We start from the raw sequence: 21575 nt of genomic DNA on the forward strand, positions 1-21575 counted from the left end.
GCGTTTCTATCCGAACGTCACAGCCAGATCGCGCCTCTTGCGTCCTCAAGACGCTGAAATCGTCCGTGCAGCGAGCATCCGCTTCATGTGGCAGCGCACGTCGATGTCGTTTGGGGCAGAGACGTTCGAACCTGCCACCTAGATGAACCTCGCTGCCAGTTGCGATGCCTTCGACTGATGGCCGTTACTCGGTCCACGTCGTCTCGGGCGCCTCAATTAATTTAATGTCCGCTTCGCGGAAAGTTGATCGTCCCTTGTGGGTCAGCAAGCGACACCCACGAAAATCGGTGAAACCCTCTCCCAACGCGACCATGAAAATCCTCCGCTTCGCCCCGCTACTGGCGCTCGCCGCCGCCCCCGCCGCTCAAGCCGCCGAGAACCAGACTTGCGACGACGCAACCCTCGTCGCAGTTGCCCGCTGGGCCGGCATCACGAACGCGCGCCTTGCCGCGCGCGACACGGACCGGCTCGTCGTCGCGTCGGCGTGCAAGGTCATGCCGAACGCGCCGGAAACAACGATCGTGGCTGCCGCATTCGACTCGCTTCCGAAGAGCGAGAACCCGGACGACAGCAACAAGCTGCAGGTCGTCGCGCTCGTCGAGGGTGGCAAGGTCGTGGCAGCCGAACGGTCGGTGGTTCAGGAAGATGTCGTGACGGAGATCGGCGAGCACAGCTATCAAATCGACACGGCACCCTACCGCCTGTCGCCCGACGTGCGGGCGTTCGGCGTCGTATTCACGAGCAGCGCACGCGGGCCGAGCTGCCCCGATGCCGATGCCAGCGAGGAGCTGACGCTGTGGGTGCGCGAAGGCAACCGCATCCGTCCGGTGTTCGGCACCAACCGCTACGGATGGGTCGCCGTCGAAGGTGAAGCCTGCGGCCCGGGCGTCGGCGACGCGAACAGCGAAGAGGCGCGCATGACGATTGCCGTCGAGAAGACTTCGAGCCACGGCCTCGCGGACCTGTCGATCACCGCCCACATCACGAAGACGCAACGCAAGGACGGCAATTATTCCGAGACGGGCAAGCGCACCGCGCGAACGATCGTCCACTACGACGGCAAGACGTATGGGATCGATATGTTCCGAAACTTCTGGTATTCGCCCGCCGCGATGAAGCGCTTCAAGTAAAACCGCGGCGGCCCACCCTGCCCGCCTACTCCACCACTTTCGGTCCGCGCGCCTCGGAGGCCGTCGCAACGCGCCACGCATCGTCATTTACCCGTCGTGCCTCGCGCGCGGCGAAGCGACCCCTCAACCGCAGGAATGGCTTCTCGACGACGAAGTAACTGGCGCTCGCGGCCAGCAGCGCCCACACGATCCCGAGGCGAAGCCAGCGCGAAATACCGGCCGGCAAAACGGGGCCGATCGGCGCGCAGCGGCCGTGATGAATGGGCATAATGACAAGCCTTGTCCGGCGGCGGCCGGTCCGATGCCCACACAACGAATCTTGCGGCGCTGCAATATGCGCTTTCCGTCTTGCGCGTATCGCGCCCGCGCACCGGCCGTGCTGCATCCGCCCTTCTACCGACCCTCAACCGGAGCCAGCCTGTGTACCCACCGATCGAACCCTACGCCCACGGCCACCTCGATACCGGCGACGGCCATCGCATCTACTGGGAGCGCTGCGGCAACCCGGCCGGCAAGCCTGCCGTGTTCCTGCACGGCGGCCCGGGCGCGGGCTGCAGCCCCGACCATCGCCGCCTGTTCGATCCCGAGCGCTACGACATCCTGCTGTTCGACCAGCGCGGCTGCGGGCGCTCGACGCCACACGCGAGCCTCGAGCACAACACGACATGGGATCTGGTGGCCGACATCGAGCGGCTGCGCGAGATGGTCGGCGCGCAACAGTGGCTCGTGTTCGGCGGCTCGTGGGGCAGCGCGCTCGCCCTTGCCTACGCGCAAACGCATCCGCAACGCGTGAGCGCGCTCATCGTGCGCGGCATCTTCACGATGCGTCGCGCGGAATTGCTGTGGTACTACCAGGAAGGCGCGTCGTGGCTGTTCCCTGACCTGTGGGAAGCATTCCTCGCACCGATTCCGGAAGCCGAGCGCGGCGACCTGATGGCCGCCTACCATCGCCGGCTGACAGGCGATGACGAAGCCGCGAAGCTCGAAGCCGCGCGCGCATGGAGCATCTGGGAAGGCCGCACGATCACGCTGTTGCCCGATCCGGCGCTGGCCGCACACTTCGCGGACGGCCACTACGCGCTCGCGTTCGCACGGATCGAAAACCACTACTTCGTGAATCGCGGGTTCGTCGACGAAGGCCAGTTGCTGCGAGACGCGCATCGCCTCGCCGGCATTCCTGGCGCGATCGTGCAGGGCCGCTACGACGTCGCGACGCCGGCGCGCACCGCGTGGGATCTCGCCAAGGCGTGGCCCGACGCGACGTTCGAAATCGTCGCCGATGCCGGGCACGCGTACAACGAGCCGGGCATCCTGAAGGCGCTGCTCGCGGCGACGGACCGGTTCGCCGCATAAGCCGCATAAGCCGCGGTACGACACCACACGGCGCGCTGCAGCCGGGCCTGCCGGCCTGCCCGCGCCGCCCGATCACAGCGCGGCTTCGACAATCGTCCTGCCGTGGATCGCGCGCTCGACGAGCTGTTCGTCCCCGACCTTGCGGATCGCATCGTCGAGCAATCCTTCCGGCTCTTCGGTCGCCACCTTCAGCAGACCCGACAGGCCACGCGCATCGAGCACCACCAGCGTCTCCATCGAATCCGCGCGGCTCACGAGCACACGGCGGAACGCCGGGCCCGCGCCGAAGCTCGCGCAAAGCTCAATCGTCTCGTTGCCGAGCGTGTAATCGAAGTGCTTGATCATGTCCGCCGCCGTTGCAAGGGTATGGCGCCGCGCGACGGCGCGGCGCCATAACGTCGACGCACCCGCGCGTGCCGCCGGCGCCGGATCGGGGTCCGATCCATTCGCCGGCATGACCATGCTAGGCGTGCAGTATTAACGAGGACTTAAACGCCGCAACAGCGCCACCGCGGGCCGATCACGCCGTGTTACGGCGCCTCCTCGTCGAGCGGCTCGACCGTCACGCCGACCTTCAGTTCCTGATCCGCGCCGCCGCCGCGGATCACACCGCGCAGCGGCGTCACGTCCGCATAGTCGCGGCCGATCGACAGCATCACGTAGTCGTCGCCCGGTGCGCGGTCGTTGGTCGGATCGAGCTGCAGCCAGCCGCCATCCTCCGGCCACGCTGGGTCGTACACGTCGACCCACGCGTGCGACGCATCCGCGCCGATCAATCGTGGCTGCCCTGGCGGCGGCTGCGTGAGCAGATAGCCGCTCACATAGCGAGCGGCAAGCCCGAGCGAGCGCAGCGCGCCGATCATCACGTGCGCGAAATCCTGGCACACGCCCTTGCGCAAGCGCAGCGCATCGAGCGCGGTCGTCGTGATGTCGGTACTGTTCGGCGTGTATGCGAAATCGGCGTGAATCCGCCGCATCAGATCCCATGCCGCCTGCACGAGCGGCCGCTGCGGCGTGAAGCTCTCGGCCGCATATGCGGCCAGTTCGGGATCGCACGCCACATGCGGCGACGCGAACACGAATTCGCTCGCGGCATCGTACGGTTGCCCCGCACGAAACCGCAGGCGCTCGCGCACGGCCTCCCAGGCCGTCGCACGTTCGGCATCGGGGTTCGCGATCGCGGGCGGCGGCGCACCGCGTGCCCCTTGCGACCACACTGGGGTCGTCACGCGTACGGTGCTACGACTGCGCACGAACAGCGTGTCGTGCGGCTGATTCAGCGCGAACGACGCGCGTGCGTTGCCGAATGCGTCGATCTCGGTGCCGACCGCTTCCGGCCTCGGTTCGATCTCCAGCGCGAACGACAGCACCTGCTGGCGCAGCGTCGCGAGCGGCTGCAGCCGCGCCTGATGCTGCGCGGATTCGACGCGCGCGGCGTAACGGTACTCGGTATCGTGCGTCACGCGCAGCAAACGGCCGGGCGCGACGGCAGCCGGCGTGGCCGGCACGGTCGACGCTGCCGGTGTTTTCGGCTCGGTGCGTGTCGCCGCCGTGGCGTTGCCGGAACCGGATGCAGGCGGCGTCTTCGCCGTGTGTTTCGGCGTCACCATAGCGTTCTGCCCGCCTCGCGCACGTGACTGAAATAGCGTTCGCCGATCCGGTTCGACAGATCCCACACGGCCTTCACCGTCGTATCGAGCGCTTCGAGCAGCTTGTCGTGCCGGCCGTCATTGCCGGTTTCGCACAGTTCGTGCAGCGACCAGGCAGGCACGTCGGGAATCGTCTCGGCCAGCTCGGACAGCGCATAGCCTTCGCCGCGCTCGACCTTCGTCAGCCGGCCGCGCAGCGCCTGCACGACCCAGCCGAGCGAGCGCGGGTTGTCGGTGTCGAGCACCGCGAGCGACAGCAGTGGCGCGACGTCGAAGCCGCGCTGGAAACGCGAGCGGAACGTGATCGTGCTGTCGAACAGCTCCAGCACGAGTTCGAAGCCGTCCTGCCGGTGCACGGCGCCCTCTTCGAACGCGAACTTCAGCACGCTGCACAGGAAGTCCAGCCGGTCGATCTGCCGGCCGATCGACAGCAGCCGCCAGCCGTCGTCGCGCGTCATGTTGTCGGTCTGCGCGCCGGTGATGGCGCCGAGCAGCAGCCCGAGGCGTTCCAGCAGTTGCAGCGCCTCGTTGCCGATCTGCTCCTCGGCTTCCGGATGATCGGCACTGTCGGCAAAGAGTTGCGTCGCGTCGTCGATCAACCGCCACTGATCGCTCGACAACCGCTCGCGAATCGCGGCGGCCGCGCCGCGCATCCCGAACAGGCAGGATGCGATGCCGGATGTGCGGTCCGCGCCGCGCGTGAGCGACGTCGCGAGCGCATGCTGGAACGCGCGCGGCGCATCGACGGCGTTCGGCGCGTCAGCGGCAATCAAGCCGGTATCGCGGCACAGCGTGTCGATCAGCTCCAGATGGGCGGGGCTGTCGACGTCGTCCTCGCCGCGCAGCCGCTCGAGCGCGGCACGTGCAAGACGCATCAGGTTGGTCGCGCGCTCGGTGTAGCGGCCGAGCCAGAACAGGTTCTCGGCCGCGCGGCTCGCGATCGCGCGCGGGCGCCCGACGAGATCGTCGGGGCCGAGATGCGTCTGCAGCAGCGTCGTCGAATCGACGATGCCTTCGGTCATCACCCACGTATCGACGGTGCTGCCGCCGCTCGGCATCGGCGCATTGAACAGCGTGTCGCGCGTGCCGACCCGCGACAGTCCACCCGGCAGGAGACGCCAGCGCTGCGCGCCGTCGGCGAACGCGAACACGCGCAGCAGCAGCGGCTTCGGCACGATGCGCGCGCCGCCGTTGCCGTCGTGCGCGTCGTGTCCCGGCCAGGTGGGCGCCTGCGACAGCGGCAGGTCGGCCTGCACCGTGTAATGCTCGGGCCGCGCCAGAATCCGCGCACGCCACTCGGCAAGTTGCGCCTGCGTGAGCCGCGCGCCGATCACCGGATCGAACGCGCCGCCCGCCTGCGCATCGGGCGGATACGAAGGCTTCACGATGCTGCGCGCGAGTTGCGGCAGCGCATCGTCGCACGCGGCTGCCTCGCCGCACCACCACGAATGCACGGCAGGCAGCGTCAGCGTTTCGCCGAGCAGCCCTTCCGCGAGGCGCGGCATAAAACCGAGCACGCCCGGCGATTCGAGAAAGCCCGAGCCCGGCGCGTTCGCGAGCAGCACGTTGCCGGCGCGCACGGCCTGCAGCAGCCCCGGCACACCGAGCAGCGAATCGGGCCGCAACTCGAGCGGATCGAGCCACGCGTCGTCGACGCGGCGCAGGATCCCGTGCACGGGTTCGAGCCCGCGCAGCGTCTTCAGGAATACGCGGTTGTCGCGCGCGGTCAGGTCGCCGCCCTCGACCAGCGTAAGGCCGAGATAACGCGCGAGATATGCATGCTCGAAATAGGTCGCGCTGTGCGGCCCCGGCGTCAGCAGCACGATCCGCGATTTCCTGGCGGCCGGGCTCAGCGCCTGCATGCTCTGCAGCAGCGAACGGTACGCGGACGCGAGCCGCTGCACGCGCAGCCCGCGGAATCCGCGCGGAAAGAGCCGCGACACGATCAGCCGGTTTTCGAGCAGATAGCCGAGGCCCGCCGCGCCCTGCGTGTGCTGTGCGACGATCCGCCATTGCCCGTCGGGCCCGCGCGCGAGATCGAACGCGACGACGTGCAGCCACGTATCGCCCGGCACGCGTGCGCCGCGCATCGCGCGCAGGTAGCCGGGATGCCCGGTCACGAGCGCGGGCGGCAGCAGCCCGCGCTGCAGGATCGTCTGCGGCCCGTACAGGTCGGCCATCGTCGCGTTCAGCAGCCGTACGCGCTGCAGCACGCCGCGCTCGATGGCAACCCAGTCCTCGGGCGTGACGATCAGCGGTAACAGGTCGAGCGACCATGGCCCGACCGCGCCGTCGCCCGCGCGTTGTTCGTGCAGTTGATAGAACAGGCCGTTCTCGCGCATGCGCCGCTGCAACGCATCGGCGCGGCGATCGAGGTCGGCCACGCCGTCGCTGCCGAGCGACGTGAAAAAGCTGCGCCACGCCGGTGCGAGCAGCGGCGCGTTGAGGCCGGCGGCGCTGCCGCGCAGTTCGTCGTAGCGGCCTGCAGCGGCAGGCGCGGCGAGCGCGGCGGCCAGTTCGGCGGCGTCCGGCTGCGCGCCGGTATCGAAGAGCGTGGACATCGCGTCGTCGGCGGCGAGATCGTCGGGGTGAATGGGCGGCACGGGGGTCGTTCCGTCGTCAGGATGCGGCAGCGCCCGCGCGCCGCCGCATCGGCAATCGAACTCGGCAGGCGCGGCGAGCGGGCGCAATCTGCCCGCATCCTAGCACTCCGTCGGGCTCGCCATCGGCCAGCGGGCCGGGAACGCGCGAATGGCGCATCGACATCCGTCCTTTCATCCGGAGATCAGGGCCGTCGCAAGTCGAGCGTGAACGGGAATTCGCGGCTCGGCGCGGCGGCCTCGGCCGTCATCCGTCCCGGCGTGTGTCCCATCGCGACGAAGCGCGCGAGCCGGCGGCTTTCGGCCTCGTAGGCGTTGACGGGAAACGTCGCGTAATTGCGCCCGCCCGGATGCGCGACGTGATACCGGCAGCCGCCGAGCGAGCGCTGCAGCCACGTATCGACGATGTCGAACGTGAGCGGCGCATGCACGCCGATGGTCGGATGCAGCGCCGACGGCGGCGCCCACGCCTTGTAGCGCACGCCCGCGACGTACTCGCCGACGGTGCCGGTCGGCTGCAGCGGCAGCGCGCGGCCATTGACGGTCGCGACGTACCGGTTGTCGTTCAGCCCCGTCATGCGCACCTCGAGCCGTTCGACCGACGAATCGACATAGCGCACGGTACCGCCGCTCGCCCCCTCCTCGCCCATCACGTGCCACGGCTCCAGCGCGCCGCGCAGCGACAGTTGCATCCCGTTCACCGCGATCTGGCCGAACAGCGGGAAGCGGAATTCGAAGTGCGGCGCGAACCACGCGGAATCGAACGCGAAACCGGCGTCGCGCAGTTCCGCCAGCACGTCGTCGAAATCCATCCTCAGGAACGCCGGCAGCATGAAGCGATCGTGCAGCGCGGTGCCCCAGCGCGTGAGCGGCGTCGTATACGGCGCGGCCCAGAAGCGCGCGACCAGCGCACGCAGCAGCAGTTGCTGCACGATGCTCATCCGCGCGTGCGGCGGCATCTCGAATGCGCGCAGTTCGAGCAGGCCGAGCCGCCCGGTCGGCGAATCGGGCGAATACAGCTTGTCGATGCAGAATTCGCTGCGGTGCGTGTTGCCGGTCACGTCGATCAACAGGTTGCGCAGCACGCGGTCGACGAGCCACGGCGGCATGTCCTGCCCGTACAGCAGCTTGTTGCGCTGGATCTCGGCAAACGCGATGTCGAGTTCGTAGAGCTGGTCGTTGCGCGCCTCGTCGACGCGCGGCGCCTGGCTCGTCGGGCCGATGAAGAGCCCGGAGAACAGGTACGACAGCGACGGATGGTTGTGCCAGTACGCGATCAGGCTCGCAAGCAGGTCCGGGCGGCGCAGGAACGGGCTGTCGGCCGGCGTCGCACCGCCAAGCACGAAGTGGTTGCCGCCGCCGGTGCCGACGTGCCGGCCATCGACCATGAACTTCTCGCTGGAAAGCCGCGACTGCCACGCGGCGTCATACAGGAATTCGGTCTGATCGACGAGTTCGCCGAAGCTCCTGGCCGGATGAATGTTTACCTCGATCACGCCGGGGTCGGGCGTGACCTGCAGCAGCTTGAGCCGCGCATCGCGCGGCGGCGGATAGCCTTCGAGCACGAGCTTCACGTCGAGCGCGTGCGCGGTCAGCTCGATCGCCGCGAGCAGGTCGAGATAATCCTCGAGCGCGGCCAGCGGCGGCATGAAGATATACAGGATGCCGTTGCGCACTTCGGCGCACAGCGCGGAGCGCGTGATCCACGCGGCCGATTCGAAGCGCTCGGGGCGACGGTGTGCGTCCTGCGCGCCTTGTGCGGTGACCCCGGCACTTGCTCCCGTGCCGTCGTTGCGCCACTGCATGACGGTCTGGGCAGACGCTTCACGATGCACGCCTGCCAGATAGCGCGGCGCATCGGCGGCGCCCGCGTGTCGCGCGCGCAACGCCGCCGCGTCCGGCAGCGCGTCGCGCGGCGCGAACGGATCGCGTTCGACCAGGTACGGATAGTCCGCGCTGCCGACCCACGGCAGCGAATCGAGCGGCAGCCGATAGCCCATCGGCGAATCGCCGGGCACGAGATACATGCGCTCGTCGCGGAAGAACCACGGCCCCGTCTGCCAGTGCGGGCCGTCGAGGTCCGGCCGATCGAGGCCCGGCACCTTCTCCGTGCGCTTGATCGGCAGCACGTAACCGACCACGCTGTCGAGCTGCTGCTCGAACACCTTGCGCAGCCGCGCGCGTTCGAGTTCGTCGTCGAGACGCGAATCGAACGGGTCGACGTTGACGGGCAGCCGGCGTTCGCGCCACAGGTAGTACCAGACGTCCTCGTAACCGGGCCGCACGAATTCGTCGGTCAGCCCGAGCCGCGCGGCCAGCGCGTCGATGAAGCGCTTCGCGTCGCCGGTCGTGCAGGCGGACGGCTCGCGCTCGTCGGCGAACAGCGACGGATCGTGCCACACGGGCTGCCCGTCGGCGCGCCAGAAGATCGACAGCGCCCAGCGCGGCAACTGCTCGCCCGGATACCACTTGCCCTGCCCGAAATGCAGGAAACCGCCCTCGCCGTATTCGGCGCGCAGCCGCTGCACGAGTTCGGTCGCATAACCGCGCTTGGTCGGGCCGAGCGCATCGGTGTTCCATTCGGCGCCGTCGCGATCCTCGATCGACACGAAGGTCGGCTCGCCGCCTTGCGTCAGCCGCACGTCGCCAGCCGTCAGCGCGCCGTCGACCTGCGCGCCGAGCGTGCGCACCGCGTCCCATTGCTGCTCCGTATACGGCTTCGTCACGCGCGGCGATTCGTACACGCGCGTCACCGTCATCGCGTGCTCGAACGAGACTTCGCATTCGTCGATCAGCCCTTCGACCGGCGCCGCGCTGGTCGGCTGCGGCGTGCACGCGAGCGGGATATGGCCTTCCCCGGCGAGCAGGCCCGACGTCGGGTCGAAGCCGATCCAGCCCGCGCCCGGCAGGTAGACCTCGCACCACGCGTGCAGGTCGGTGAAGTCGACCGACGTGCCGCTCGGGCCGTCGAGCGCCTTCACGTCGGGCGTGAGCTGGATCAGGTAGCCGGATACGAAGCGCGCGGCGATGCCTAGATGGCGGCATAGCTGCACGAGGAGCCATGCGCTGTCTCGGCACGATCCGGATGCGAGTTCAAGCGTTTCTTCGGGCGTCTGCACGCCCGGTTCCATCCGCACGAGATAACCGATGTCGCGCTGCAACTGCTGGTTCAGCGCGACGAGGAAGTTCACGGTGCCGGCCGGCGTGCGGTCGACGCCGTCGACGTATGCACGGAACAGCGGTGCGGCACTCGTTTGCGGATCGCATGCGAGATACGGCGCGAGTTCGGTCTTCAGCGCGTCGTCATAGCTGAACGGGTATTGCTCCGCACTCGCTTCGAGAAAGAAGTCGAACGGGTTGTACACCGACATCTCGGCGACCAGATCGATCGTGATCTCGAAGTGCTCGGTGCGCTCCGGAAACACGAGCCGCGCGAGATAGTTCGAGAACGGATCCTGCTGCCAGTTGATGAAGTGCTGCGCCGGGTCGACCGTCATCGAATACGCGACGATCGGCGTCCGGCAGTGCGGCGCGGGCCGCAGCCGCACGATCTGCGGGCCGAGGTTCACGGGCCGGTCGTAGCGGTAGCGGGTGGTGTGATGCAGCGCGACGTGGATGGGCATGGGGAAGCCGCTCGGTTCGGGTTGGGCCGCCCGCGCGCGCCGCGTCGCCGCTGCTGCGGCGGCACGGCACGACGGGTTCGGCGAAAGTACGTGTCAGACCAGTTCCGGCGACTGCACGACGCTGATCTCGACGCCGACGGCGCACGCGCCGAGCCCCGTGACCGGCTGCGCATCGCGATAGTCGAGGCCGACGGCGATGCGCACATAGCGCTCGTCCGGACAGCGGTTCATGAACGGATCGAAGCCGACCCAGCCGAGCCCTTCGACATAGGCCTCGGCCCATGCATGGCCGGCCGGCTGCTGCCTCAGCGCAACGCCCTGCTGCTGCGCGGCGAGCGCCGCGTGCGGCGCACCCTGCGACTGCGCGGCATGCGACGCGCCGAGCGCCTGCTGCATGCCATCGCCGCTCTGCAGCGCGAGTGCTTCCTCCGCGTCTTCGCCGCCGGCACTCTGCTTCGCGTCGGCGATGCGCTGCATCGCGCTGTCGGCGAGCACGTAGCCGGAGATATAGCGCGCGGGCACCTTCAACGCACGCGCGGCCGCGATGAACGCGTGCGCATGGTCGCGGCTCGTGCCCTCGCCGTTTTGCAACGCGGTTTCGGCATCGACGGGCGCGTCCGCCGCCAGGTTCGGCGCGTAGGCGATGCGACCGTGCACTTCCGTCATCAGCCAGTGCAGCGCATCGAGGCTGTGCGGCTCGATCGGCAGCGCCTGCGCCAGCTCGCGCACGAGTTCGCCCGCTTTCGTGAGCGCGGTCTCGCGCTCGAAGATCCAGGGCGGCGCATAACCCTCCGGATTGCCGACGATGCCCGCACGATCCTGTGTTTCGACGACGCCGGCGGCGACCACGACGATCTCGTGCTTCGCACCGCGCTCGTGACGCACGAGATCGATCCGGTTGCCGAGCCCGTCCGCATACGACAGCGTCGGCTCGACGCCGTCGATCGTGACCTGCCACGCGCGCACCGTCTGCCCGGGCCCCGATTGCGGGCGCAGCCGCAGCCGTTGCAGCGCATGGGTGGCTTGATCGTCGAACTGATAACGCGAAATGTGTCGAATGGCGAGTCGCATGGCTAAGTCTCAGTCGAAGTTGTAGGCCTGGGCGATGTCGATCCCGAGGCTGTTGTTGCGGCCGATGAAGTCGGTCAGGAACTCGTGCAGGCCGCTCTTGAAGATCCGCTCGACCGTGGTATCGGACAGCATCTGCAGGATCTTCGTGGCCGTGTCGTGACACGGGTGTGTCACGCCGTAATCCTTCGCGAGCAGGTTCAGGCTCGACACGACGCGCCCGTAGCAATAGCGCAGCGAACGCGGCATGCGGCCGTTCAGGATCAGGTAGTCGGCGATGTTCATCGGCTTGTACTGCACGTCGTACACCCAGCGATATGACCGGTGTGCGGCCACGCAGCGCAGGATCGTCTCCCACTGGTAGTTGTCGAGGATCGTGCCGACGTGCGACACCGACGGCAGCAGCAGGTGGTATTTCACGTCGAGGATGCGCGCGGTGTTGTCCGCGCGCTCGACAAATGCGCCGATCTGCGCGAAGTCGAAAATCTCGTTGCGCAGCATCGTGCTGTAGAAACTGCCGAGGATCAGCGCGGTTTCGCGCTTCACCTCGTCGAGCACGGCCGGCAGCGCGCTCTCCGGCACCGGCTGCGCGAGCGCGCCGCGCAGCGCGAGCCACGCACCGTTCACGCTCTCCCACGCTTCGCGGGTGAGCGCCGTGCGCACCATCCGCGCGTTCGAGCGCGCGGCCTCGATGCACGACAGCACGCTCGACGGGTTGTCGCGGTCGCGCAGCAGGTAGTCGGTCACGGTATCGGCGGCATATGCGTCGTACTTCTGACGATAGCCGTCGTCCGCGCCCGAGCTGACCAGCACCGACGACCATTCGGCCGGTGCATCGGACGTGCGCGTGAGCGCCATCCGCAGCCCGGCATCGACGATGCGCGCGATGTTTTCCGCGCGCTCGATATAGCGGTACATCCAGTAGAGACCGCTCGCAGTTCGTCCCAGAAGCATCTCGTGTCCACTCCGTCTTCGTTCGGTTCGCGCGCCGGCTGCGGCGCGCGCGGTCGTGCCCGGCTCAGTCGGCCAGCACCCAGGTGTCCTTGGTGCCGCCGCCCTGGCTCGAGTTGACGACGAGCGATCCCTCCTTCAGCGCGACGCGCGTGAGCCCGCCCGGCGTGATGCGGATCCGGTCCGACACCAGCACGAACGGCCGCAGGTCGACGTGGCGCGGCGCAAGGCCCGCTTCGGTCAGGATCGGCGTCGTGGACAACGCCAGCGTGGGTTGCGCGATGTAGTTCGCGGGCCGCGCGCGCAGCTTCGCGGCGAATGCCTCGAGTTCGGCCTTCGATGCGCACGGTCCGACCAGCATGCCGTAGCCGCCCGAGCCGTGCACTTCCTTCACGACCAGTTCGTCGAGATGGTCGAGCACGTATTTGAGGCTGTCGGCCTCGCCGCAGCGCCAGGTCGGCACGTTCTCCAGCAGCGCCTTGCGGCCCGTGTAGAACTCGACGATCTCCGGCATGTACGAATAGATCGCCTTGTCGTCGGCGATGCCGGTACCGGGCGCGTTCGCGATCGTGATGTTGCCGGCGCGATAGACGTCCATGATCCCGGCCACGCCGAGCACCGAATCGGGGCGGAACGTGAGCGGATCGAGGAATGCGTCGTCGACGCGGCGATACAGCACGTCGATCGGGCGGAAGCCCTCGGTGGTGCGCATCGCGACGCGGCCGTCGACCACCTGCAGGTCGCTGCCCTCGACGAGGTGCACGCCCATCTGGTCGGCGAGGAACGAATGTTCGTAGTACGCGGAATTGTGGATGCCGGGCGTGAGCACGGCGATGGTCGGGTTGTCGGCGTTGCCGCCCGGCGGGCACACGGCCGCGAGCGACTGGCGCAGCATCTGCGGATAGGTCTCGACCGGGCGCACCTTGACCTGCTGGAACAGCTCCGGGAAGAGCTGCATCATCGTCTCGCGGTTTTCCAGCATGTACGACACGCCCGACGGCGTGCGCGCGTTGTCCTCGAGCACGTAGAACTCGTTCTCGCCGGTGCGCACGATGTCGACGCCGATGATGTGCGTATAAACGTTGCCAGGCGGCCGGAAATCGATCATTTCCGGGATGAAGGCTTCGTTGTGCGCGATCAGGTGCTTGGGCACGATGCCCGCGCGCACGATTTCCTGGCGGTGGTAGATATCGTCGAGGAACGCGTTGAGCGCCATCACGCGCTGCTCGATGCCGAGCGACAGCCGGCTCCATTCGGCACCCGAAATGATGCGCGGGACGATATCGAACGGAATCAGCCGCTCGGCGGCCTGTGCATCGCCGTATACGGCGAACGTAATGCCCGTCCTGCGGAACACGCCTTCCGCATCGTGGGCTTTCTGGGCGAGGCTCGCGGGGTTCTGCGTGTCGAGCCACTGCTTCAGGCGCGCATAAGGCGCTCTGACCATTTCGCCGGATTGCAGCATTTCATCGAACGGTTTCATCGAATTGTTCTCCATCGTTCTCCCCGGCATTGCGCATGCCGGACCGGCGTAATCACTGCTTTGCAAGGAACGTGCCTTGCTTGACCCCCGTCGATTCCCCCTTTTCGCGTCATTCGCGCACGCCTGCGCGCCACGCCGCACCACGACGGTGCAAGACAGCTCGAACCGGCGCATCGAGGCGTCGCGATCGCGCGGCTGGCGCCGCGCCTGCCGAACATAGTTTCCCCGCATGTCACGCGTATGTAATCTGCACCGCACCCATGCATGCGTCGCGCGCCCCTTGTGCGACGCGGCGGCCCGCGCCGGCCACCGTCCCGGCTTCCGTGGCCGCCCGTCGCGACGGGTTTCGCGATGGGCGGGCCAGCCACGCAACCGGCGCGGCCGGCCCTGGGGAAGTACCGTCTGCGGCTGCACCGTCGTTCGACGCGATGAACCAACCGGTTAGCCGGGTCCGGCGCCTCAAACGTATGCAGCCGTAATGCCGCCGACAACGCTCATGCATATTTCGACTGACACCAATCGAAAAAAAACATCGGCTGCTCACGCGCGAGGCGCGGTAGGCTAGAAGGTTCGTGCAGCGAAACGGCGCCGCCACCCGCGTGGGCGCCCGACTATAAAAAGCGAAGATCGAAATGGAAGCAAAGTGGCTGGAAGATTTCCTGAGCCTCGCGGATACCAAGAGCTTTTCCCGGGCCGCGCGTCATCGGCATCTCACGCAGTCGGCATTCAGCAGACGAATTGCCGCGCTCGAAACGTGGATGGATGCGAAGCTCGTCGACCGCAGCATCAATCCAATCACGCTGACGCCGGCCGGACAGATGTTCCGCGGGCTGGCTGCGGACATCCTGCGCAGCATGTATGCGGCACGCAATCTCGTGAACGGCTACGACCAGTTCGCGGCGAGCGACCAGGTCGTGCGTTTTGCGGTCGCGCATACGCTCGTGTTCACGCTGTTTCCAGAATGGCTCAAGCAACTGAACGGCGAAGTCGGCCACGTGACCGCGCGCGTCAATGCAGTGAACGTGCCCGAGGGCGTGCAGCAGTTGGTCGAAGGTGAATGCGACTTGCTGCTCGGCTATCACCATCCGCAACTGCCGATCGTGCTCGATCCGAACCACTTCCCGTTCGTCACGCTCGGCGTCGAACGGATCCTGCCGGTGTCGACACCCGACGCGCGCGGCAAGCCGGTCTTCGAATTGCCGGGCACGCCGGACGCGCCATTGCCGCTGCTCGCGTATTCGTCGGGCGCATTCCTCGGCAACGTCGTGGAGATGCTGTTGCTGAACGCGTCCGAATCGTATGCGCTGCACCGGTGCTTCGAGACGCACATGTCGGAGGCGCTGAAGGGCATGGTCGTGGCCGGGCACGGCATCGGCTGGCTGCCGGAGAGTTGCGTCGCGAAGGAACTCACGGAGGGCTCGCTCGTGCGCGCAGGCTCGGAACACTGGATCACCGAACTCGAGATCCGCCTGTACCGGTCGGCGCGCAAGCGCGGGCTCGCCGCCGAACAGCTGTGGGCCTACATCATGAACCGGCCGCGCGCCGCGGCCGACGGCACCATCGCAGCCGAACAGCCGGTCGGGCCGGCCGTTCGCATCGCGCGTCGCAGCGCAGGCGGCAGCCGGTAACGCTGCGCTCGCGCGATGCGTCCTCGTCCGGCGCGGCGTATTTTCGATCCTGCTCGATGATCGGGCCGTGTTCGCCACGCTCGATCGACGTCATCGCATCGCCAGACGTTTGCGAGTCCGACGTGTATTTCTTTCCTCAACGGGCGGCAAAAACTCGTGCCGACGTTCGGTCTCGAAGCGCAGACCCGCATCGCGCCGCGCGTAGCGCGATTGCCCGCGCCATCCGCCGGTCGGCTCCATCCGGGACACCACGCCGCCCCCGCGCCGAAGTCGCCAGCGCCGCCCGCACCGGATAGACTGTCGCCCGATTCCATCCATCGGCCGCGGCGCTCGCCTTCCCGCCGCCGCCGGAATACCCTTCCACGGAGAACGAATGCTGAAGCGCCAGTGGTTTTCGCTGTTGCTGCTGACGATGTGCCTGATCGCCGCGCGCGCGTGCGCGCAAGGCTCGCTCGAACTCGATACCGACGGCACGCCGCGCGTCCTGACTCGGCAGGCGCTGCTTGCCCGCCCCGACGCGACCGACATCCACGTGCCGCGCGACATCGCGTACGGCCGGCCGATGACGTTCCGCGGTGCCGTTTGCCGCGCTGCTCGGCGACACACCGCTGCCGACGGCCGGCGTGCTCGAAACGCGTGCGGCCGACGGCTTCGCCGCGCAACTGCCGCTGGATCTCGTGCGCCGCGGCGCGCCGGCCGGCGCCGTCGCGTGGCTCGCGATCGAGGACCCGGCTCATCCATGGCCGAAGCTCCCGGGCAAGCCGGTCAGCGCGGGGCCGTTCTATCTCGTGTGGCTGGGGCCGGACGCGTCGTCGGTGCGCGGCGAGCAGTGGCCTTATCAGATCGTGCGGATCACGATCGAGTCGTCGCCGCTCGCGCGCTGGCCGTCGCTCGCCGTGGATCCCGCGCTGCCCGCGAACGATCCGGCCCGCGCGGGCCAGCGGCTGTTCGTCACGCAGTGCCTCGCGTGCCACCGGCTCGACGGCGCGGGCAGCAGCCATGCCGGCCCGGACCTGAACACGCCGATGAACCCGGTGGACTACTTCCAGCCCGCCGCGCTGCGCCGCTACATCCGCAACCCGGCGTCGGTGCGCGACTGGCCGGGCCGCGTGATGCCAGCCTTCCCGCCCGAGCAACTGAGCGACTGGGAACTCGACGACATCGTCGCCTACCTCGCGTACATGGCGCGGCGCAAGACGGGGAAGTAATGTGCGCGCCGTAGCGCAGCGATCACGCCGGACGGCAGGATCCGGCAACGAGAGGAATCGGCCGCCCCCGGCCCGCGATTGCCCTACCGCGGGCTACTCCGCCCTTTGCAAGCGCGTCGCGACCTCGGACTCGAGGATCCACAATCCGCCGCAAGCGACAGCGTCTTCGACCGGATTCGTCAAGTCGCCATAGGCGAGCGCATTCCCGCGATTCAGGTTGAGTCTCGTCAGCCGCACCGATGCCAGCGTCTGCCTTTCCACGTAAGTCACCATCGAGACGACGCCGATCCAGTTCAGCCACCTGACGAGCAAGTCGGCAGGCAATATCGCCGACTGTCTTTCCGGTAGCAGAAGATCGACGAATCGCGCACCGTCCACAATCTCATCGTCTGTGTGCGGCGGCTGCCGCTCGACGGCTTCGATGGTGTCCAGCATGGCGCGAAACGCCGACGTTCCGCCCACGGCCGCCACCGCCTCTTCCAAGTAGCGAAGCACGCCTGCTCGATCGAGCGCATCCCGTTCACGCGCCGACGACAGCCGCAACCATGCCGCGCCGATCTTCGCCAGATCGAAATAGACCGCAACGAGGGCTTCCGCGATCGTCCGCACACCACGTGGCGTGTCGATCTCTTCCGCCATGAAATGCGGCAATCCGAGGCAGACGTCGGCATCGATAGGAAAGAAATCGTATCCCGAGTCGGACATCATCGATTGCGTTTCGCGCGGCGCCAGCGCGTCCCGCGTGACGACAGCCCCGACGATACTCGACAGACGCAACAGTACGTCCGACACGAACAAACGCGGCACATCGCGAGCGGGCTGGTCCGGCAGCGGATCGGCGGGCGGATCGATCAGCGACAGCCTGACCCTGGACAGCGGCCCCTTCCTCGACATCCCGGCGTAAGTCACGACCGGCTCCGGAAAGTGCACCTCTACGGGCACACCCGCGACGACCAGTACCGGAACCGACGTAGCCTGCGCCATCGCCCCGGCGACATCCTCGTCGCCCCATTCGAGCCCCTTGTTCAGGCGCGCCTTCGCTTCGACCCAGAACCAGTGCGTGTGACCATCGCCGTATGCGCGACACAGATAATCCGGCCGTTGCTCGGCCGCGCCGAACGGCATCAGTCCCAGATTCGACAGCGCCGGATCCGTGTAAATGCCGTAGTGATAGAAATCCGCGACGCCCTGCGGCACCTGCCATGACTTCAGCCAGGTCGTGACGCCGTAGAACGCGCACGCGCCGCCGAGCAGGAACGAGGCCACCGTCCGTTCCGACTGCTCGATGTATTTCCACGCGACGCTCGTCGTCAGGACCGGCTGCCCGGCCGCCAGCGTGAACGCGCTGGCCAGCATCGTGTAGCGGCTGCGCATCAGCCCGTAGAGATGCGCGATTTCCGCCGGGTTGGCCGTCAGGTCGTTGATCATCGTGCCGATCAGCCCGTAGCCGCCGACAAGCGCGCCCTTGATGAACCGAATCCGGGAAACAGGATGCGTGGGGCTGGACGCGTAAAACGCGAAGTTGTCTTTCCAGGTTCCCGCGAACACGTTGGTCTTGTCGACGCCGTTGTCCAGTTTCCACGCGTAATAGTCGAGCACGATCTGCATGCCGGGCGCCGCCTTTTCCTGTCGTTCCAACGGGTTGCTATAGTGCCACGGCCGCCGGGCAAACGGGTCGATGCCGTGAGCCAGCAGCCGCCGCGCCGGACGATCGCACGGAATCGAACCGTGCCGGCGCGCGTCGATGCCGCGCGGCATGACGACGTCGCGCCATCGGGCAGGCGGCCCGGAGACCGCCCGCGCGAGGCTCAGACTTCCTGCGCGCTGCGCAACACCGCGCGCAGCAGCACGTCGGCACCGGCCGCCGCCCATTCCGGCGTGATCGCCTCGGCCTCGTTGTGGCTCAAGCCGTCGACGCACGGCACGAAGATCATGCCGGTCGGCGCGACGCGCGCGATATAGCACGCGTCGTGGCCCGCGCCGGACACGATGTCCATGTGCGACAGCCCAAGCGCCTGCGCTGCATCGCGCACCGCACCGACGCAGGCCGGCGCGAACGGCACCGGCGGATATTTGAAGATCTGCTCGATCTGCGCGCCGAGCCCGGCGGCGTCGGCCACGCGCGCCAGCTCTGCCCGCAACGCGGCATCGAGTTCATCGAGCACCGCATCGTCGGGATGGCGGAATTCCACCGTGAAGAAGCAGCCGCCCGGCACCGTGTTGCGCGAATTCGGCCGCGCTTCGATCATCCCGACCGTCGCACGTGCGTGCGGCGCATGGCGACGGCCGAGCGCATCGACGAATTCGATCATCCGCGCGGCACCCACGAGCGTGTCGCGACGGAATTCCATCGGCGTCGTGCCCGCGTGCGCATCGACGCCCGTGAGCGTCACCTCGTACCAGCGCTGCCCCTGCCCGGCCGTCACGACGCCGATCGTCTTGCCGGCGCGCTCCAGAATCGCGCCCTGCTCGATGTGCAGTTCGTACGCGGCATGCAGCGGATAGCCGCCGACCGGCTCCGTGCCCGCGTAGCCGATCCGCTCGAGTTCCTCGCCGATCGTCTTGCCCGCGCCATCGGTGCGCGACAGTCCGTATTCGAGCGTATAGACGCCCGAGAACACGCCGGCCGAAATCATCGCCGGCGCGAAACGCGAGCCTTCCTCGTTGGTCCAGATCACGACGTCGACCGGGCGCTCGGTCTCGATGCCCGCGTCGTTGAGCGCGCGCACGACTTCGAGGCCGCCGAGCACGCCGTAGATGCCGTCGTAGCGGCCGCCCGTCGGCTGCGAATCCGCGTGCGAACCGGTCAGCACCGGCGCGGCATCGGGATTGCGGCCCGCGCGGCGCGCAAACACGTTGCCCATCCGGTCCACGCGCACCGTGCAACCGGCGTCGCGCGCCCACTGCACGAACAGGTCGCGCGACTCGCGATCGAGATCGGTCAGCGCGAGCCGGCAGACGCCGCCCTTCGGCGTCGCGCCGATCTGCGCCATCCGTTCGAGCGACGCCCACAGGCGCTCGCCGTCGACGCGCGGCGCAAGCGCGAGGTCGTCACGCATTGCCGCTCTCCGCTGCGTCGTCGCCCGGCGCGGTCTGCAGCGCGTAGCGGAAATCGCAGCGCCTGCCGCCCTGCATGATCGTGCTCGTGCGCGTCAGCGCGATGCGCGGGTCGTAGCCGTCGATGAAGTAACTGTCGCGCGCGCAGCTCAGCAGGTGGCCGATCTCGCCAAGCCCCATCGCGTGATACATCTCCGCGTAGCTGCAACGATGCACGTCGTAGTCGTAGTGCGCGTCGTCCGCGCGCCGCACTTCCACGTCGAGCGCATCGTCCTTCTCCCACAGCACCTGCAGCGCGATGAACGACTGCACGCTCGTGCCGCCGGGCTCCTGCGCGGCGAACGCGCGGCCCGCGTCGACAGCCGCGCCGCGCACCGCTTCCGCGATCACGGCCTGCGCGCGTTCGGTGCCGAAGTCGCGCTTCATGATCTCGTAGATCGGCTTGATGATTTCCGCTTCGATGCGGCGCCGCGCGAGGATGCCGAGGCGCGTGTCCTCGGGCGCTGCGGCGGCGGATGCCTGGGTGGTATCGGTCATGGGGTCGTCTCCGTCGTTATTTCGCTGCGGTGCGCGCGCCGCCGAGCACGTCGACGACAGTCCACTTGCCGCCGCGCACCTGGTAGATCGTGAATGCCGGGTCCTTCAGATTGCCTTCGTCATCGAACGCGATCCGGCCGGTCACGCCGGCACGGTCGATCGTACGCACCGCCGCAACGAGCTTCGCCGGCTGCGTCGTGCCGGCCTTTTGCGCGGCGGCGATCAGCGTGGCGGCGGCGTCGTACGCGAACGGCGCGTGCAGCTCGATCGGCGCGCGAAAGCGTGCGCGATATTGCGCGTCGAACGCCTTGCCGCCCGGCATCCGGTCGAGCGGCAGGCCCGGTTCGAGCGCCGTCACGCCGTCGCCGTCCTTGCCCGCGAGCGACAGGAAGGTCTGGCTCACGAAGCCGCCGGCGCCCAGCAGCGGCGCGCTTACGCCGAGCTGGCGCATCCGGCGCGCGATCGGTGCCGCCTGCGCGTCGAGCCCGCCGAAAAACACGAGATCCGCGCGCTTGCCCTTGATCGCGGTCAGCACGCCGCTGAAGTCGGTGGTCTTGTCGTTCACGTACTGGCGATCGACGATCGTGCCGCCGTTCGCCTGCACGCCCTTGATGAACTGGTCGGCCAGTCCGGCGCCGAACGACGTGCGATCGTCGATCACCGCGATGCGCTTCGCCTTCAGCGTCTTCACCGCATAGGCGCCGGTGAAGTTGCCGCCCGCATCGTCGTGCCCCATGATCCGGAACGCCGTCGCGTAGCCCTGCTGCGTGTACTGGTGGCCGGTGGACGCCGGCGCGATCTGCGGAATGCCCGCATCGCGATAGACGCGCGACGCCGGCACGCTGCAGCCCGTGTTCCAGTGGCCGACGACACCGATCACGTGCTGGTCGACGAGTTGCTGCGCGACCGCGACGGCCGTGCGCGGGTCGGACTGATCGTCGGCCGCGACGAGCTTGTAGACGACCGGCTTGCCGCCAATGCTCGGATGCTTCGCGTTGGCGTCGTCGATCGCGAGCTGCGCGCCGTTCTGCAGGTCCTTGCCGATCCGTGCGGACGGCCCGGTGAGCGGCGCGGCGAGGCCGATCAGGATCGTCTGCGGCGCGGATTGCGCAAAGGCGGGAACGGACGCGATCAGCGCGAGCGCGGAGAATGCGAGGCTGGCGGGAAGGAAAGCGATTTTCATGTGCGGGGATCACCGATTCGGATCAAAACATGAAAAATATTAAATATTAAGCACCCACACCCCAAATATTCAATTGTTGGATGCTTATGCCAATCCCGACAAGAT

At 67.9% G+C, this 21575-nt stretch carries 15 protein-coding genes and 1 pseudogene; 4 read left to right on the forward strand and 12 right to left on the reverse strand.

All coding sequences use genetic code 11. The features are described 5' to 3' along the window. Positions 1–311 precede the first annotated feature (311 nt). Positions 312–1130 carry a multidrug ABC transporter ATPase gene (locus J7024_RS03900; protein WP_124826228.1) on the forward strand — a complete coding sequence of 273 codons (819 nt, stop codon included), beginning with the start codon at positions 312–314 and terminating at the stop codon, positions 1128–1130. A gap of 25 nt (positions 1131–1155) precedes the next feature. On the opposite strand, the gene J7024_RS03905 is transcribed toward J7024_RS03900, so the two are convergent. After that, complete coding sequence (locus tag J7024_RS03905; protein WP_234744803.1) at positions 1156–1398, reverse strand: hypothetical protein; 243 nt, start codon at positions 1396–1398, stop codon at positions 1156–1158. Positions 1399–1550: 152 nt separating this feature from the next. Here J7024_RS03905 and pip point away from each other — a divergent pair, with 152 nt between their 5' ends. Beyond that, positions 1551–2483, forward strand: a complete 933-nt coding sequence (gene pip / locus J7024_RS03910; RefSeq protein WP_124826229.1) for a prolyl aminopeptidase — start codon at positions 1551–1553, stop codon at positions 2481–2483. 72 nt (positions 2484–2555) lie between these two features. On the opposite strand, the gene J7024_RS03915 is transcribed toward pip, so the two are convergent. The 7 genes from J7024_RS03915 to J7024_RS03945 form a co-directional block, all read right to left on the reverse strand. After that, positions 2556–2828 carry a hypothetical protein gene (locus tag J7024_RS03915; RefSeq protein ID WP_124826230.1) on the reverse strand — a complete coding sequence of 91 codons (273 nt, stop codon included), beginning with the start codon at positions 2826–2828 and terminating at the stop codon, positions 2556–2558. A 185-nt stretch (positions 2829–3013) separates the two neighbouring features. Further along, on the reverse strand, positions 3014–4093 hold the full coding sequence (locus J7024_RS03920; protein WP_234744804.1) for a transglutaminase family protein: 1080 nt from the start codon (positions 4091–4093) through the stop codon (positions 3014–3016). Beyond that, a complete protein-coding gene (locus J7024_RS03925; protein WP_124826306.1) occupies positions 4087–6693 on the reverse strand; it encodes a circularly permuted type 2 ATP-grasp protein in 2607 nt (868 codons plus the stop codon). The genes J7024_RS03920 and J7024_RS03925 overlap by 7 nt, the downstream gene beginning before the upstream one ends. 224 nt (positions 6694–6917) lie before the next feature. Next, positions 6918–10355, reverse strand: coding sequence for a transglutaminase family protein (locus J7024_RS03930; protein ID WP_124826232.1), 3438 nt, complete (start codon positions 10353–10355; stop codon positions 6918–6920). Positions 10356–10448: 93 nt separating this feature from the next. Continuing rightward, positions 10449–11426: a transglutaminase family protein gene (locus J7024_RS03935; RefSeq protein WP_124826233.1), complete on the reverse strand. Its 978-nt coding sequence runs from the start codon at positions 11424–11426 to the stop codon at positions 10449–10451. Between the two features lie 9 nt (positions 11427–11435). Beyond that, positions 11436–12377: an alpha-E domain-containing protein gene (locus J7024_RS03940; RefSeq protein ID WP_124826234.1), complete on the reverse strand. Its 942-nt coding sequence runs from the start codon at positions 12375–12377 to the stop codon at positions 11436–11438. A gap of 64 nt (positions 12378–12441) precedes the next feature. Further along, positions 12442–13857 carry a circularly permuted type 2 ATP-grasp protein gene (locus tag J7024_RS03945; protein WP_124826235.1) on the reverse strand — a complete coding sequence of 472 codons (1416 nt, stop codon included), beginning with the start codon at positions 13855–13857 and terminating at the stop codon, positions 12442–12444. Between the two features lie 632 nt (positions 13858–14489). Between J7024_RS03945 and J7024_RS03950 the strand changes: the two genes are divergently transcribed. Together J7024_RS03950 and J7024_RS03955 are read left to right on the forward strand one after the other, a co-directional pair. Beyond that, a complete protein-coding gene (locus tag J7024_RS03950; protein ID WP_124826236.1) occupies positions 14490–15485 on the forward strand; it encodes a LysR substrate-binding domain-containing protein in 996 nt (331 codons plus the stop codon). A gap of 373 nt (positions 15486–15858) precedes the next feature. Then, positions 15859–16693, forward strand: a pseudogene (locus J7024_RS03955) (c-type cytochrome). 93 nt (positions 16694–16786) lie between these two features. On the opposite strand, the gene J7024_RS03960 reads toward J7024_RS03955, so the two are convergent. From J7024_RS03960 to J7024_RS03975, 4 genes are all read right to left on the reverse strand, one after another. After that, on the reverse strand, positions 16787–18331 hold the full coding sequence (locus J7024_RS03960; RefSeq protein WP_234744805.1) for a hypothetical protein: 1545 nt from the start codon (positions 18329–18331) through the stop codon (positions 16787–16789). Positions 18332–18501: 170 nt separating this feature from the next. Then, entirely contained in the window at positions 18502–19752 is a 1251-nt protein-coding gene (locus tag J7024_RS03965) for a Zn-dependent hydrolase (RefSeq protein ID WP_124826239.1), read from the reverse strand. Continuing rightward, positions 19745–20287 (reverse strand): L-2-amino-thiazoline-4-carboxylic acid hydrolase, encoded by a 543-nt coding sequence (locus tag J7024_RS03970; protein ID WP_124826240.1) that lies wholly within the window; start codon positions 20285–20287, stop codon positions 19745–19747. The genes J7024_RS03965 and J7024_RS03970 overlap by 8 nt, the downstream gene beginning before the upstream one ends. A gap of 16 nt (positions 20288–20303) precedes the next feature. After that, on the reverse strand, positions 20304–21470 hold the full coding sequence (locus J7024_RS03975; RefSeq protein ID WP_124826241.1) for a branched-chain amino acid ABC transporter substrate-binding protein: 1167 nt from the start codon (positions 21468–21470) through the stop codon (positions 20304–20306). Positions 21471–21575: the final 105 nt, after the last annotated feature.

The organism is Burkholderia sp. WTPI3 (assembly GCF_021483755.1).
GTDB lineage: Bacteria > Pseudomonadota > Gammaproteobacteria > Burkholderiales > Burkholderiaceae > Burkholderia.